Annotated in this window: 12 protein-coding genes; 6 read left to right on the top strand and 6 right to left on the bottom strand. The window is 41.2% G+C overall.

Features of this window, described 5'->3' with window-relative positions; all coding sequences use genetic code 11:
* The first annotated feature begins 71 nt into the window (after positions 1–71).
* Together PVK79_RS20185 and PVK79_RS20190 are read left to right on the top strand one after the other, a co-directional pair.
* A complete protein-coding gene (locus PVK79_RS20185) occupies positions 72–2,297 on the top strand; it encodes a S9 family peptidase (RefSeq protein WP_257324253.1) in 2,226 nt (741 codons plus the stop codon).
* Positions 2,298–2,474: 177 nt separating this feature from the next.
* On the top strand, positions 2,475–4,112 hold the full coding sequence (locus PVK79_RS20190; RefSeq protein WP_182734626.1) for a methyl-accepting chemotaxis protein: 1,638 nt from the start codon (positions 2,475–2,477) through the stop codon (positions 4,110–4,112).
* Positions 4,113–4,182: 70 nt separating this feature from the next.
* Here PVK79_RS20190 and PVK79_RS20195 read toward each other — a convergent pair whose 3' ends face one another.
* The 3 genes from PVK79_RS20195 to PVK79_RS20205 form a co-directional block, all read right to left on the bottom strand.
* A complete protein-coding gene (locus tag PVK79_RS20195; RefSeq protein WP_182718306.1) occupies positions 4,183–5,706 on the bottom strand; it encodes a M17 family metallopeptidase in 1,524 nt (507 codons plus the stop codon).
* 175 nt (positions 5,707–5,881) lie between these two features.
* A complete protein-coding gene (gene dinB, locus PVK79_RS20200; protein ID WP_145241168.1) occupies positions 5,882–6,934 on the bottom strand; it encodes a DNA polymerase IV in 1,053 nt (350 codons plus the stop codon).
* Positions 6,935–7,000: 66 nt separating this feature from the next.
* On the bottom strand, positions 7,001–7,204 hold the full coding sequence (locus PVK79_RS20205; protein ID WP_145241170.1) for a hypothetical protein: 204 nt from the start codon (positions 7,202–7,204) through the stop codon (positions 7,001–7,003).
* 146 nt (positions 7,205–7,350) lie between these two features.
* Between PVK79_RS20205 and PVK79_RS20210 the strand changes: the two genes are divergently transcribed.
* The 3 genes from PVK79_RS20210 to PVK79_RS20220 all read left to right on the top strand — a co-directional run bounded on the left by PVK79_RS20210 (position 7,351) and on the right by PVK79_RS20220 (position 10,000).
* Positions 7,351–7,782, top strand: a complete 432-nt coding sequence (locus tag PVK79_RS20210; protein ID WP_145241172.1) for an acyl-CoA thioesterase — start codon at positions 7,351–7,353, stop codon at positions 7,780–7,782.
* A 15-nt stretch (positions 7,783–7,797) separates the two neighbouring features.
* Positions 7,798–8,850, top strand: a complete 1,053-nt coding sequence (locus PVK79_RS20215; protein WP_145241174.1) for an aldo/keto reductase — start codon at positions 7,798–7,800, stop codon at positions 8,848–8,850.
* Between the two features lie 208 nt (positions 8,851–9,058).
* Complete coding sequence (locus PVK79_RS20220; protein ID WP_145241176.1) at positions 9,059–10,000, top strand: ABC transporter substrate-binding protein; 942 nt, start codon at positions 9,059–9,061, stop codon at positions 9,998–10,000.
* Here PVK79_RS20220 and PVK79_RS20225 read toward each other — a convergent pair.
* The 3 genes from PVK79_RS20225 to PVK79_RS20235 all read right to left on the bottom strand — a co-directional run bounded on the left by PVK79_RS20225 (position 9,939) and on the right by PVK79_RS20235 (position 14,395).
* A complete protein-coding gene (locus PVK79_RS20225) occupies positions 9,939–10,535 on the bottom strand; it encodes a fumarylacetoacetate hydrolase family protein (RefSeq protein WP_149981213.1) in 597 nt (198 codons plus the stop codon). The genes PVK79_RS20220 and PVK79_RS20225 overlap by 62 nt on opposite strands.
* A gap of 121 nt (positions 10,536–10,656) precedes the next feature.
* Positions 10,657–13,164, bottom strand: a complete 2,508-nt coding sequence (locus PVK79_RS20230) for a glycoside hydrolase family 3 protein (RefSeq protein ID WP_257324276.1) — start codon at positions 13,162–13,164, stop codon at positions 10,657–10,659.
* A 16-nt stretch (positions 13,165–13,180) separates the two neighbouring features.
* Positions 13,181–14,395 (bottom strand): sugar MFS transporter, encoded by a 1,215-nt coding sequence (locus PVK79_RS20235; RefSeq protein WP_257326404.1) that lies wholly within the window; start codon positions 14,393–14,395, stop codon positions 13,181–13,183.
* A gap of 279 nt (positions 14,396–14,674) precedes the next feature.
* On the opposite strand from PVK79_RS20235, the gene PVK79_RS20240 reads away from it, so the two are divergent.
* A complete protein-coding gene (locus PVK79_RS20240) occupies positions 14,675–16,021 on the top strand; it encodes a GH1 family beta-glucosidase (protein WP_257324291.1) in 1,347 nt (448 codons plus the stop codon).
* Positions 16,022–16,029 lie beyond the last annotated feature (8 nt).

Consider the following 16,029-nt stretch of genomic DNA (forward strand, 5'->3'; position numbering starts at 1 on the left):
AGCATTTAGTTGCAGTTGCCCACGCTTGGCTTTACCATCGTTGCAGTTTTTATTCGAGCGAAGGTAAACACGTGTTAAAAAAAATTAAACACCTCTCATACTTGCTACCTTTGGTGGCAACAGCCATCACAGTGCAAGCTAAGCCTCTTACTTTAGAACGTATTTTTGATGATCCAAGTTTAGCGGGTAAAGCACCTGTACAGCTTAAGTTTTCACCAGACGGTAGCCGAGTTACCTACCTGCAAGGTAAAAGCGACGATTACAACCGTTATGATTTGTGGGAATATAATTTAAAAGATAACAAAAATCGTATTTTAGTCGACTCTGCCAAACTTTTTTCAGGCCCCGAAAACCTCTCAGACGAAGAAAAAGCACGCCGTGAGCGCCAACGTATTTTTGGTAAAGGTATTTTAGAATACAAATGGTCTAAAGACGGTAAAGCCTTGTTATTTCCACTTAATGGTGACCTCTATTATTACGAGCTAGGAGCAGGAAAAAGCCGTAAACTGACCGATACTGAGGCATTTGAAACCGACGCACGCTTTTCACCAAAAGGAAACTTTGTCTCGTTTGTCCGTGAACAAAATCTTTATGCGCTAAATCTTAAATCAGGTAAAGAAATTCAGCTGAGTAAAGATGGCGGCGGTGTGATCAAAAACGCCATGGCGGAGTTTGTCGCGCAAGAAGAAATGGGCCGAATGACAGGTTATTGGTGGTCTGGTGATGAATCAAAAATAGCCTTCACTCGCATTGACGAAAGCCCAGTTAAAGAAGCTATCCGCAATGAAATTTACGCTGATGAAGTGAAACTGTTTAACCAACGCTACCCATTTACCGGCACTAATAATGTAAAAATTCAACTTGGTGTGGTTAAGCTCGATAATCAAAAAACTGATTGGATTGATTTAGGTAAAGACGAAGACATTTACATTGCCCGTGCAAAATGGTTAGAAGATGACAAAACCCTATCATATCAGTGGCAAAACCGCTCACAGCACAACTTAGAATTGCGCTTTTATAACAGCGAAACAACAGAGCAAAAAGTCGCCTTAACAGAAACTAGTGATACCTGGATCAACTTACATTTTGATCTACAGTTTTTGAAAGACAAAAAACATTTTGTTTGGGCCTCTGAGCGCAATGGCTTTAAGCATTTATATCTATATCGTACCAATGGTAAGTTAGTGCGTCAGATCACCGATGGTGACTGGGTGGTTGATAGCTTAAAAGGTATTGATGAGAAAAAAGGCATTGTCTACTTTGCCGGACGCAAAGACACGCCTTTGGAAAGCCAGCTATACAGTGTTCCACTGTTTAAAAAGGGCGATATTAAACGTATCACTGAGCAAGGTGCTTATCACAATGTGGTAATGGCAAAAGACAGTAAAACTTTTATTGATAACAGTTCATCGGTCAACAAGCCAAACTCAGCTGCACTGCGTAAAGTAAACGGTGAATTTGTTACTTGGTTAGAACAAAATAAGCTTGATGAAAACCATCCACTAACTCCTTATCTTACTGATCTAGCTGAGCCTGAATATGGCACTTTGACTGCTGATGATGGTCAAGAGATGCACTATCGTTTATTTAAACCTGCAACGGTAAATGATGGTAAAAAACACCCTGTTCTTGTCAATGTCTATGGCGGCCCACACGCACAACGCGTAACCAATAGTTGGCGCAGCAAGAACTTATATTTCCAATATATGGCACAGCAAGGTTATGTAGTGTTCCAATTAGATAACCGTGGTTCGTATAATCGTGGTAAAAAGTTTGAAGATGCCATTTACAAACATTTAGGTGTGGTTGAAGTGGCTGATCAAATAAAAGGCGTCGAATTTTTACGTACGCTTGATTATGTTGACCCACAACGTATTGGTATTTATGGTCACAGTTACGGTGGCTATATGGCATTAATGACCATGTTTAAAGCTGGTGATTATTTTCAAGCAGGCGTATCTGGAGCGCCAGTGACTGATTGGGCACTGTATGATACTCACTATACCGAGCGTTATTTAGGACATCCTGATACAAATGCCAAAGGCTATGCAGACAGTGCGGTATTTCCATACGCAGATGGCTTGAAAGGGCCATTAATGATCTACCATGGTATGGCCGACGATAACGTATTGTTTACCCATGCCACTAAGTTATTTAAACAATTGCAAGATAACGAAAAGCAATTTGAAATGATGACTTATCCTGGTTCCAAGCACAGCTTACGGGGTAAACAAGTGCAAACTCACTTGCATCAAACAATCACTAACTTCTTTAATCGTCATTTTGATGTAGAGTAAATCAGTAATGACCGCATAAAGGCTGATTGAAAAATCAGCCTTTTTTTTGACTTAATGATAATCCTATTTATTTAAAAACTTTAGACCAAAACAAGGAACAGTTAACTAGATTTTAAAGTAATATTTACTACGCTTAATATATGCGCGCCTTCTGCGAGCACTTCTAAAGGATTTTTTATGTCGTACCTACGCCGTTTTACTATTTTTCAGCGCTTAGCTATTTTGGTAAGTTTGGTCGTTGTTGGTTTACTTTTTTTAAGTATTACTAGTTTAACTCAGCAATATGGTTCACTCAAAGCAGGCCAATATACGAAAACTAAAAATCTGGTTGAAGCTGCTTATAGCGTTATTACCCATTATCATTCATTACAACAAAGCGGCGAACTCACCGAGCAACAAGCCCAACAAGGTGCACTAGCTACAATAGCTAGTATTCGCTATGACAATGACAATTACTTCTGGATCAATAATTTTCAGCCAGCCATGGTTATGCATCCTTTTAAACCAGAATTAAACGGTAAATCACTCAGCAACAGTAAAGACCCAGATGGCGTACCGTTATTTGTTGAAATGGTTAAAATAGTTAAGCAAAGTGGTGAAGGTTTTATCCCTTACAAATGGCCTAAACCAGGTAAAGATCAACCAGTTGATAAAATAGCCTATGTGAAAGGTTTTACCCCGTGGCAATGGATAGTCGGTTCAGGTGTTTATATTGATACTATTGATAACGCTTTTGCCAGCTTACGGAATTTAGTTATTCTCAATGCCGCAGTGATTATTTTGCTATTAATTAGTTTAAGTTACTTAATCGCCAGAAGTATTTTACTGCCAACTCGGCTTGCTGCAAATATGATGAAAAGTATCTCTCAAGGTGAAGGGGATTTAACCCAAACCTTAGATGAAAATGGTAATGATGAGGTATCACGATTATCTCGCCACTTTAATTTATTTACTACCAAAATGCGTGAGTCACTTAAACAAGTGGCAAATAATGCCAATGATGTTAACCAGCATGCCCAAACAGTGGATGATGCGAGTAAAACCAATCATTCTTTTATTGAACTGCAAAACGATAGCTCAACGCAAGTCGCTGCAGCAATGGAGCAAATGACCCACCAAATTCATGATGTAAGTCGCAATGCCGAAGCGGCTGAACAAGCCGCTAACCAAGCCGCGGTGAATGCATCTGAAGGTAAAGAAGTCGTTGCTAAAACAATTCAATCCATAGAAACACTGTCCAAAAACATTGAAACTGTGAGTCAAGTTACCGCTGATTTAGCTCAAGAAAGTAATAATATAGGATCGGTACTAGACGTGATCCGCGGTATTGCGGAGCAAACCAATTTACTGGCACTCAATGCTGCAATCGAAGCGGCACGTGCTGGCGAACAAGGCCGAGGGTTTGCCGTTGTAGCTGATGAAGTACGCACTCTTGCAAGTCGCACAGGCAAGAGCACAGACGAAATTCAGGCGATGATAGCCAAATTACAAAAAGGCGCACAGGCGGCTGTAGAGGCGGTAACAGCTAGCCAACAATTATCCACCAGCACAGTACAACAAGCTGGCTCTGCCAATACCTCATTAACTGAAATTGAACGTCTGGTGTCGGTTATCACCGATATGAATGGTCAAATAGCCCGTGCGACTGAGCAACAATCAAGTGCTGCGGATGAAGTCAATTTGCGAATTAATGAACTATCGCAATCAACCGAACAATCTCTGGCCAATACATCACAACTTTCTGGTGCAAGCGATAATCTTAAACACAGTAGCCAACAGCTAACTGATGTGGTTAATCGCTTTAAATTAGATTAATTAACAAAAACAAATTACAAAAAAGCCCCGTCATTTTATATGACGGGGCTGTTGTATTTAATACTGCTTATTATAAGCAGTAACGAGCAAATAAACTGCTTAAGCCTGCTGCAGTTGGTTTACCGTGCTGCCAATCACCACCTTCAACACCACTACCGGCAATATCCATATGCACATAAGGTAAAGGCTGTGCTGACTCACAACCATGCTTATCAAGGCCACCAACAATAGCTAAAAATGCCATAGGGAACTGATGACCACGTGCGGTAACTGCTGATGCTGCATTGTTACTTGATAATACGTCATCAGCTAAAGTACGCGGTTTAATAAAATCATAGTCTTCGCGACGGCTGCGAGAAACTTCTGCACCATCAGCCCATAAGTCACCACTGTCAGCCAGCTTACGAGAAATATTAGCCGCACGTGCAGGGCCATTTTCAACGTATGCACTGTAAGGTCCCATTGCACGAGCTGCATGTCCGGTTAACGTTGCGACCGTAAAGATTTCAGGATTAACTTCTCCTTTTGCTAAATCTTTCATCTCGCTGAGTAAATCCCCCATAGCTAAGCGCCCTTCTGCATCCGTATTACCGATGCGAACACGTACGCCCTCACGGCTAGTAATAATTTCATCTGGTACAAAACAATCAGAACCAATTGAATTACGAACTACCGCTAAGTAAGCAATAACTTTAACGCCTTGTGGTTGAAAGTCTGCCACTGATTTCATAAAACCAGCAACAGAGGCTGCGCCGCCTTTATCACGGCTCATACCGGCCATATGCCCGCCCACTTTTAAATCGGCACCACCGGTGTCATATACTAAGCCTTTACCGACAAACATTAAGGTACGTGTTACTTCGCCCTCTGGTACATATTCAAGTTTTACAACACGAGGGTGATGACGCTCAACCGCATATGAAGCGCGAGCCACGGTACTCATCATCGGGTACTCTTTATCAATCGTGGCAATATCTGCAATCACTGCAACATTGACCTTGCTGCCTTTAAATAAATCTACACAGTAATCAGCAAAACGTGGTGGCGCCATACGCTCAGGCTCAGTGCCACATAAATCACGAGCAGCATACTGCCCTGCGGCAATGGCATTTACTGCTTTAATTGTTTGCTCATTAGCACCAAACAAGGCTATTTGAGTGATCGGTTCAATGCTTTCACCATGAAACTCGCGCGCCTCAAGCGGCTGCCACAACGCTTGGCAAGCACCAAGATAAGCAACTTCTAAGGCATACTGATAACGGCTATCTTGGCTTGCTTGTGGTAAGTAAATAGCAGGTTTTGTACTGCCTGATGCTTTAGCTTCATTGATAGCCAATTTAGCTGCATCAAAATAACGACGTACATCGTCATAATCACGATTTAATGGACCTGTCGGCGCTAAAATTACCCTTTTAGAATCAACAACAAGCAGCGTGACTTGCTTACCAATACGTGCATCAACCGCCATTTGCGCTTTAATAGCTTGGCTTAGATTCGGGTCGTCTAACTCAGAAAAGTTATCGGCAATAATAATAAGCGCATCATGTTTTGCGTTATCTAATTGCGGGGCTGCAACTGCGTGAGGATATGCCATAAAAAAAGGTCCTGTTGTCAAAATACGTAGGAGCTTATTATCATTGATTTAAATAGCTATTGCCAGCAATGTACGACGAGCTAACATAACACTGGCAACTTGGAGTTACAGTGTAAAATACAGCAGTTACTCACTGCCCACTTATCATTTATTGAAGCAAATAGCGCGCAGTATCTTAATCTAATATACTCAGCTGTACATGTTGCTGCGGTTCATTTTTAACACCGACTCCTACACCGAGTAACCGCACTGGCTGCTGCAAGCCACGTTGATATGCTTTGCTCAGAAGCTCAGCCAAGATAGTTTCATCAAGTCGGTGGCAAGTTTGATCGGCCGATGTCACCACAAAATTAGCAAACTTGACTTTGACACTGAGTTTATTTATGCGTTGCTCTAATTGCTGTTTTGTTAATCGACGTTGAAGCTCAGCCAATAATATTGGCAATTGATCTAAACACGCTTGTAAGCTGGTTTTATTATATTCATAGGTATGCTCAACACTGAGCGATTTACGGGTACGTTCTGTGGATACTTTACCAATATGTAAACCGGCACATTTTTGATACAGCGAGACCCCAAAGTTACCAACGTGTTGCTGCATCCAATTAACCCCTTTAGCGCGCACATCAGCACCGGTGTATAAGCCTTTTAAATTGAGTTTTTCAAGGGTAACCTTACCGACCCCGGGTATTTTACCCAAAGGTAATTGCGCTAAAAAGTCATCCACTTGCTCAGGCAATACTACAAATTGACCATTCGGTTTATTTTCATCACTGGCAATTTTGGCAATAAATTTTATCGGCGCAATTCCAGCCGAAGCAGTTAAACCGGTGGCTGCAAAAATATCGGCGCGGATCTGCTCTGCCATTAAGGTCGCACTACCATGGCATGCATTACTTTCAGTCACATCAAGGTAAGCTTCATCTAAAGAAAGAGGCTCTATAAGGTCGGTATAGCGCTGGAATACAGCACGAATTTGCGAAGAGGCTTGTTTATAAACTTGCATACGCCCTGGTACAATCACTAAATCTGGGCATAATTGTTTAGCACGGTAGTTAGACATCGCAGAGCGCACACCGTATTCGCGGGCGATGTAATTTGCTGTAGAGAGCACTCCACGGCGACTATTGCCACCAATTGCCAAAGGTACATTAGCAAGCGCGGGGTTATCGCGCATTTCGACGGCTGCGTAAAAGCAATCCATGTCAATATGAATAAACTTTTTCATTCCTCAAACCAAGCACTGTACAAATGAACAGTTATTATTCATTAAGTTTGATTTATTAGCAAGTCATCAGCTCGATGATTCTTGCTGTGAAGACTTTTTACGATTAAATAACCTCGCACCGAATAACCAAAAAGCACCTTCTAAAATAAAACCAACTACGATTAGTATCACCATCCCAGAAGCATTGCCCATCGCATAACAAACGAATGCCAAACAGATCACCACCAGTAGCGCTAAGCGTTTCATTATTTTTGCTGTCACTGTATTCATAATTAGCTCCTTTAAATCAGATTAAAGTATTCATTTACGTAACCGTGAACTACTAAAACTAGCACATTTTCACTGTTTTCCTAATTTTCTTGAGCTAAACAGCACCAATTGCTAATCTACGTTTTTACTTTAAAGAGCTGTCGAATATGCAATCATTTATAGAACAACATCCTATCCATACAGCAATTAATGTTGCTTGGGGAGAAATGGATGCCTTACAACATGTCAATAATGTGGTGTATTTTCGTTATTTCGAAACTGCTCGAATTGATTTTTTTAATCAAATAAATTTACTCGAAGATTTACAAACAACAGGTATTGGTCCTGTGATTAGTGAAAATAACGCGCGTTATAAACGCCCAGTCACATTTCCTGATACAGTGTTGGTAGGCGTTACCATCAGTGATATTCAAAAAGACCGTTTTATGATGCACTACAGCGTATTTAGCCAAGCGCAAAATGCCTTGACTACATTAGGGTCATCGCAAGTGGTGATGTTTAATTTTAAAACGGGTAAGAAAGCACAATTAAGTGAGCCATTATTGGCTGCATTACATAAGTACAGCCGAGAATCATAAAAGTAAGGAATCATTATGCGTTACAACCCACTTGGTAGCAGTGGTCTAAATGTGTCTCGTGTATGCTTAGGCAGCATGACGTGGGGCGTACAAAATAATCAAGCAGATGCTGATGAGCAAATTGCTTATGCCTTAGAGCATGGCGTAAACTTCATTGATACTGCAGAAATGTATGCCATACCTCCCACTCCTGATACGTACGGAAAGACAGAGCAAATTATCGGTAATTGGTTAGCGCGTAATCCAGGTAAGCGAGACGATATTGTGCTCGCCACTAAAATTGCTGGCAATGGCCTAGCTTGGATACGCGATGGCGGCGATATTACTCGTCAAGCAGTCGTTCATGCCGTTGACGAGTCATTAAAACGCCTACAAACCGATGTAATTGATTTATACCAACTGCATTGGCCAAATCGTCAATCACCGCACTTTAGCAAACATTGGCCAGGTATGATCCGTTTTAGTGACGCTAATACAGAGCAACACACAGCGGGTATGCTCGATATTCTTGAAGGTTTAAACGACTGTGTTAAAGCTGGTAAAATTAAACATTGTGGTCTCTCTGACGACACGCCATGGGGTATTAGCCAATTTTTACGGTTAAGTGAACAACATAATTTACCGCGCATGGTCTCTATTCAAAATGAATTTAGTTTATTACACGCTAAAGATTGGCCTTATCTAATAGAGCAATGTATTCACGAAGATATTGCTTATTTACCTTGGTCACCCTTAGCAGGCGGTATGTTAAGTGGTAAATATTTAAATAGCGCACGTCCCGATGGTAGCCGCTGGACACTGGTGCAGCGTAATGGTTTATTCCGTGACACAGCGCAATCTCAACAAGCAATCAGCCACTATGTTGAAATTGCCCAGCAATACCAAATAACCCCAGCACAATTGGCGCTTGCATGGTGTGACCAAGTTGATGGCGTTACTTCTTCAATTATTGGTGCAACCAGCTTGGTACAACTAAAAGATGACATTGCCGCGTTCAACATCGAATTAAGTGAACAAGCTCTAACTGATATCGGTAATGTATTTAAGCAATACCCAATGCCATTTTAATCAATAAAGCCCAATCATTATCAATGCTTGGGCTTTCCACCGGATTAAAATACTTGAAAAACGACTTCTCACAAATAGTGAATCAAAAAAACACCACTAAAGTATTAAAAAATTAACTTACCGTAATAACTTACCAGTCTTTAGTAGCGCAAAATATTAGTTATTGTATACTCGATTTAAATTGTTAGCGGATAAAGTAAATATAGCTATGCGTATTGTCTATTACATCGTTGCATTATTCTCTTTTTTTTCAAGCGTCTATGTACTTGCTAATACTACCGATGAAGTAACCCATATAACTTGGCTACAAAGCAATACAGCCCCTTTTCATCTGGCCAAAACAGCACAAACTCCCGATGGTGGCTTATGTGATTACTTAGTCGAACAGCTCATCAGTGAATTACCCGATATAAAGCATACCCGCCTCATGTTGCCGCAAAAACGTATAGGTAAGTACCTCGATGAAGGTCAACAAGCATGTTTCCCTTGTATGATCCACCGTAAAGTTAACACCCCGCGAGTGATCTATTCGGTGCCAACAACGGTGTACCCACCATTTGCTATCATTGCCTCAGCTAAAACAGCGAAAGTAATTAGCCAACAACACAGTTCACCGATAAATTTAGTTAAACTACTGACAGATAATAAATTTATTTTTGGTCAATCCGCTGCGCGTAAATTTACTCCAGAGTTAAATACCATCGCTCGAAATACTAAAAGCGACCAACATACATCATTAAGTTGGAACAGTGAAAACGAAAGCAGCTCGGTGATCAATCGGCTCAATCATGGGTATATTGATTACACTATCGACTATCCTTTTTTAGCAGATTACTACAACCGCTTCAGCGAATTTGATAATGTAGTAACCTTACCTATTGCCGATCACGCCGATAAGCTGGTTTTAGGTGCGATTGGTTGCTCAACCAATGCCCCTAATAATTTTGCTAATAATGCCTTAAAAAAAATAAATCGAGTGCTAACAAATAGCATACTGCCGTCTGCAAAGTACCAGCAAACACAGCGTGTATTGCTTGAAAATACCTTTGCGGAGTTTGATCAACAATATCAACAACAGATATTAAAACTTACTCAGCCAACCACTCTTGCTGAACCAATAAGTCTGAGCCCAAGTGTAACTGAGCAATAAATTTACTTCCTGCGTTCACAGCTCCTACTCCTGCAGGTGTGCCAGTCATAATAATATCGCCATCAATTAAAGTCATAAACTCACTAACTTGGGCTGAGATAACCGCGGGTTTATAAAGCATTAACTCAACGCCGCCTTGTTGTCGCACCTTATTATCTATCAGTAAGGTTAAGCTTAAATGCTCAATAGCTTGTTCGTCTATTTGTACAAACTCACTAAACAATGCAGAGCCATCAAAGGCTTTCGCGCGTTCCCACGGTAAACCGCTGGCTTTTAATTTACTCTGTAAATCTCGCTTAGTTAAATCCAGTCCCACCGCCACAGCAGCTAAACAGCCATTGTTAACTTGAAAACAAATTTCAGTCTCAAAATGTAATTGCTCATCCTTATGAGTACACATTAAGGTATTTGTTATCGCGCTTGGCGGCTTTAAAAACACCACCATTTCGTCTGCCTCTTGATTACCAAGCTCAGCAATATGGGCAGCATAGTTACGACCAATACAAATGACTTTTGATGGATTCACTGGTTTCATTTCGATCTTTCCTATTCAATAAAAAGCAGCCTAGACTACCTTTTATGACGTTTATTGGCAATTAACTTCGTATTGCTATTTATCTAGATCGATGTCAGTGGTGTTAAGCCTAACAAAGGCATTACTGGCATGAAATAACCTCAGTAGATACATGCTCGCTGGTGATGTTGAGTTTCGCAATCGACACCTGCCATGGCGCTGCTGTACTTAACTGCCAAGGTGAGAATACTTGCCCTAAATTAACACCTTGCTGTGAAAAACACCGTAAATCAATGCTTAAAGTCTGCCATTCATTGGTTGCATTTAGCTGCTTAGCAATATCCAATTTACCTTGGCAATCATCACCACATTGCATACCAAGCCAAAGCGGGGCATCGGCACTTTGCTCAACCTTAATTTGCATTTGTAACTGCCCTGCTTTTTCAACAAACGAACGTAAATCAGATGGGAATGCCGCACTTAAACGTACTGCTGCTAGTTCATCGCCGCTGAAGGTAATTGCACGCGCATCTTCTTGAACGTCTTTATCAAAGGTTTTAACGCTAACAGCTCCGATTGATTCGCGACTACTTGCCATCACTTTTTGCTGCTCACCACTTTGTAAATGCAGACTCCATGGCGCTTTAACCGCGCGCTCAAACAATACTAAATCATCAAGCTGCTGTGATATTCCTGTTTGTTCAACAAGATCATCTTGTAAGGTGTTTTTATCTGAATAAGTTAAGCCAAAACCATACGGTAATAATGGCGAATAATCTTTATCACCACGATTTTCGTTATCAACTGGGTTATTCGGCCAAGAAAACGACAGCTTGCCTTTAAAATCATGATTTACTGAGCCATCTACATTTGCAAATAACACATCGCTAATTGCATCCCCTTCGCTACCTGGCAACCACGTCGCGACAAACGCATCACTGGCATTAAGTTCTGCGTTTACCCACATTGGGCGGCCGCTAATAAATAATGATACAACGGGAATACCGGCTTGCTTTAATTTTCGCAGTAGCGCTAAATCCGTTTTATTACCCCGCTGATATTCAAGATTATCTAAATCCCCATTGCCTTCTGCGTAAGGTTGCTCACCAAATACTACAATAGCGACATCTGGAGATGTATTGAACTCACCGTTTAAGTCATGCTGAACTTGCCCGCCCGCTTGCTTAACAGTGTGTTCAATACCATCCAAAATCGACGTGCCACCTGGGAAGTCGCTATTTTGATTCCCCGTACCTTGCCAAGTAATGCTCCAACCGCCAGATTGCATACCGATATTATCAGCACCTAGACCGGCTACTAACACATTTGCTTTTGGCGAAAGCGGCAGTAACTGTTGTTTATTTTTTAGGAGTACTAAAGATTCGCGAACTGCTTGTTTTGCGATTTTACGATGTTCAGCACTACCAATGACCTCTGTTTTTCCTGAAAGTGGACGATTTGCAGGACTTGGTTTATCAAATAAACCAGCACGCATTTTTACTCTCAGAATACGCGTTACCGCATCATCAATTCGTGATTGCGCAATTGTGCCATTGTTAACTTGTGCGATAAGGTTTTCATAAAGTGGCTTCCATGCATCAGTAGGCACCATGTATACATCAAGGCCGGCATTAGCGGCTTGTGCACAGTTTCCATTGGTACAACCAGGGATTTGTCCATGACCATTCCAATCACCCACAACAAAGCCATCAAAACCCATTTTGCCTTTTAGCACATCAGTTAAGAGATATTTACTGCCATGGATTTTTTCGCCATGCCAGCTATTAAACGATGCCATAACTGTTTGTGCTCCAGCACCTAAGCCTCCCACATAACCTTGCGCATGAATGGTAAATAACTCTGCTTCGCTGGTAATATTATTACCTTGGTCATCACCGCCTTGTGTACCACCATCACCAATAAAATGCTTAACCGTACTGATCACCCGTTTATCTGATAAAAAGTCTTGATCAACTGCGCCTTGTAAGCCTTTTACTATTGCGGCTGAATAATCTCTAACAATTTGTGGATCTTCTGAATACCCTTCATAAGTGCGGCCCCAGCGGTCATCTCGTACCACAGCAACGGTAGGTGCAAACACCCAATCTATACCGGTTACCATCACTTCTTGCGCGGTCGCTGCAGCAATTTTTTCAATCAACTGTGGATTGTTAGCCGCACCTAAACCGATATTGTGCGGAAATAACGTCGCACCAATAACATTATTATGACCATGAACTGCATCGGTTCCCCACATCGTAGGGATGTTGATACCATCAAGCGAGTCATCGACTGATGCTTGGTACATTTTTTCGGCTAGTTCAATCCAATCAGCAGCCGTGGCATGTTTATTATTATTAGGAAAAGCCCCACCGCCATTAAGGTAAGAACCAAAACCATATTGACGCATATCTTCCACTGTAATATCGCGAATTTCAGGTTGGATCATCTGGGCTATTTTTTGTTCTAAGCTCATTGAGCCGAGCAAGTCAGCAATTTTTTGCTCCATATTGGCATCGTCTTTAACACCGCTTTTGATCATCGGCCAAATCTCATTGGTCGCTGCTGTTTGTTCTGATTGCGAACAGCCATTCATCGCCATTGCTGCAATCATCATTACCAAAAGAGTACGTGGTTTTGTTATTGTCATGTTGTCCACCTAGTTATCAATGACGAGTTGAGGTTGTTACTTTTGAGCCAAATAGCGCAAAGTAAGTAATATATAAATAGCAGCCGATCGGCAGTAATAGTGCTAATTGCACACCAAAATTGTCAGCTAGGACGCCTTGTAATAATGGAATAATTGCACCACCGACAATGGCTAAGCATAAAATACCTGAACCCTGAGAGGTATATTTGCCAAGGCCTTGTAGGGCTAAACTGAAGATAGTTGGGAACATAATTGAGTTACATAATCCGACCAACAAAATAGCCCACATTGCTAATGCCCCTTGTCCTGTCATCGCCATTAAAACCAGTACCATGGCAAGTAGTGCATGACATGCCAATACCTTACCTGCATTGAGTTTTTGCATGATGGCAGCACCAATAAAACGACCTATCATGGCGCCAGCGAAGTAATAACTAATATAATGTGCTGCTTGCTGCTCAGTAAAACCCGCAATATGATCTAAGGTTAAAAAGCCAACTAAAAAACTGCCGATTGCGACTTCAGCACCGACATAAACAAAAATGCCAACAGCTCCTAAAATTAAATGGCGATACCGCCAAACACTGCCTAAATCAATAAAGTTCTCAACATATTGATTTTCACTCTCAGCATCTGCAGCTTTGCCAAGTTTAGGTAATTTTAAAAAAGCAAAAATCACCGCAAGTACCAGTAAGCTTGCTGAAAGCATTAAATAAGGAAGTTTAACTTGCTCTGCGGTTGCTTGGCTGACTTCAGTTAGAATAAGCCAGCCACCAAAGATTGGCGCAACCGTAGTACCTAACGAATTAAATGCTTGGGTCATGGTTAAACGCGACGACGCTGTTTTTGCAGCGCCAAGTACGCTTACGTATGGATTGGCTGACACTTGTAAGATGGTAATCCCCGAAGCCAGTACAAATAGCGCCAATAAAAACAGCTCATAAACATGCGCTACGGCTGCGGGATAGAATAATGCACAACCAACCGCTGCCACCACTAAGCCCACCACAATACCAAATTGATAACCTATTTTACTCACCAACTTACCAGCGGGTATCGACATCACAAAATAAGCCCCAAAGAAACAAAATTGGATTAGCATCGCTTGGGTATAATTGAGTGAAAACATCCCTTTTAAATAGGGGATCAGAATATCGTTTAGACACGTAATAAACCCCCACATAAAAAATAAGGTGGTCAACGACGTTAAAGCAAACGTTTGTTTGCCCATTGGTTGTAGGCTATGTTCATTCGTTGCCAAATTGTGTGTGACGTTTGCCATATTAAACTCTCTAATTATTTTAATTATCAGTTAGTTACGCTTATTGAAGTACTTTTTCACTACTTAAAAAAAGCAAATAATAGTTGCAACATAAAATGTAAGCGCTTACATTTATATCATATAAATCGAAATTAGCAATTTATTTACAAACATTCTGTAAGCGCTTCCATTTTTAATGACTATGCTGTGCTTAATGTAAAAGTAATTGCCAAAACTGAATGTTAAAGGATGCACCTAATCGTGTTTAAAACTATTTCTCTGCCGCCTAGCTCTGCGCTACTTAAACCTCAGTTTACCTTTGGTGTAGCCACAGCCTCATTTCAAATTGAGGGAGCTCGCAGCGCTCGCCTGACATCTATTTGGGATACTTTTTGTGACCAACCTGGGGCTATCGCCGACAATAGCAATGGCGATACAGCCTGTAACCATGTTGAACTATGGCAACAAGATATCGCAATGATTGCTGACTTAGCCGTTGATGCGTACCGATTATCAATTTCATGGCCGCGCGTATTGCATCAAGATGGCAGTATTAATCAGCAAGGCATTGGCTTTTATCGTGATTTATTAACGGCTTTAAAAGCACGCAATATAAAGACCTATGTCACCTTATATCACTGGGATTTACCCCAACACTTGGAAGATAACGGTGGCTGGTTAAATCGTGACACCGCTTATGCATTTGCTCACTATACTGATTTAGTTACCAAGCAGTTGACAGGTTTAGTTGACTCTTATGCGACTTTAAATGAACCTTTTTGCAGTGCCTATTTAGGCTATGAAGTGGGTGTACATGCACCCGGCATTAAAAGCCAACAAGCAGGTCGTCAGGCGGCTCATCATTTATTGTTAGCCCATGGTCTTGCCATGCAAGTACTGCGCGCCAATTGCCCTAATATAGAAGCTGGTATTGTACTTAACTTCAGCCCAGCTTATCCACTGACAGAAAACGATACACAAGCAGCATTATTAGCCGATCAATATCACAATCAGTGGTATATCAAAGCAGTTTTAGAAGGTCAGTATCCGGCGCTTTTAAATAGCCTCAGTAGTGAAGTGCAACCCCATATAGCTGCTGATGATATGGCGATAATCAGTCAAAAAATCGACTTTATTGGCGTTAATTACTATACCCGCATACACTACCAAAACACTGATGATAACTGGTTTGCCGAAGCACAAATCAACAACATAGCTGTGACTGACATGGGCTGGGAAGTCTATCCACAAGGTTTAACTGAGTTGTTAGTATCATTAAATGAGCTATACCAACTACCTAAAGTTTATGTAACTGAAAATGGTGCGGCCATGGCCGATACACTACAAGATGGCCAAGTGCTCGATACAGAGCGCGTTAGTTATTATCATACCCACCTCAATGCAGTGCATGACGCAGTTGAACAAGGGGTTGATATACAGGGTTATTTTGCATGGAGCTTAATGGATAACTTTGAATGGGCATACGGCTATGAAAAACGCTTTGGTCTCGTTTATGTTGATTATGAAAACCAGCAACGCATACTAAAAGAGAGCGCAATACAATATCGCGCATTGCTCACACAGCGCAAAAAATAATAACAACA

The sequence above is a fragment of the Pseudoalteromonas rhizosphaerae genome (assembly GCF_028885455.1).
In the GTDB taxonomy this organism is placed as follows: domain Bacteria; phylum Pseudomonadota; class Gammaproteobacteria; order Enterobacterales; family Alteromonadaceae; genus Pseudoalteromonas; species Pseudoalteromonas rhizosphaerae.

Bases quoted from the DNA above. Each gene is read 5' to 3' on its own strand.
- PVK79_RS20190 (WP_182734626.1), top strand. From the start codon at position 2,475: ATGTCGTACCTACGCCGTTTTACTATTTTTCAGCGCTTAGCTATTTTG.
- PVK79_RS20210 (WP_145241172.1), top strand. From the start codon at position 7,351: ATGCAATCATTTATAGAACAACATCCTATCCATACAGCAATTAATGTT.
- dinB (WP_145241168.1), bottom strand. From the start codon at position 6,934: ATGAAAAAGTTTATTCATATTGACATGGATTGCTTTTACGCAGCCGTC.
- PVK79_RS20235 (WP_257326404.1), bottom strand. From the start codon at position 14,395: ATGGGCAAACAAACGTTTGCTTTAACGTCGTTGACCACCTTATTTTTT.
- PVK79_RS20240 (WP_257324291.1), top strand. From the start codon at position 14,675: ATGCACCTAATCGTGTTTAAAACTATTTCTCTGCCGCCTAGCTCTGCG.
- PVK79_RS20205 (WP_145241170.1), bottom strand. From the start codon at position 7,204: ATGAATACAGTGACAGCAAAAATAATGAAACGCTTAGCGCTACTGGTG.
- PVK79_RS20230 (WP_257324276.1), bottom strand. From the start codon at position 13,164: ATGACAATAACAAAACCACGTACTCTTTTGGTAATGATGATTGCAGCA.
- PVK79_RS20215 (WP_145241174.1), top strand. From the start codon at position 7,798: ATGCGTTACAACCCACTTGGTAGCAGTGGTCTAAATGTGTCTCGTGTA.
- PVK79_RS20220 (WP_145241176.1), top strand. From the start codon at position 9,059: ATGCGTATTGTCTATTACATCGTTGCATTATTCTCTTTTTTTTCAAGC.
- PVK79_RS20195 (WP_182718306.1), bottom strand. From the start codon at position 5,706: ATGGCATATCCTCACGCAGTTGCAGCCCCGCAATTAGATAACGCAAAA.
- PVK79_RS20225 (WP_149981213.1), bottom strand. From the start codon at position 10,535: ATGAAACCAGTGAATCCATCAAAAGTCATTTGTATTGGTCGTAACTAT.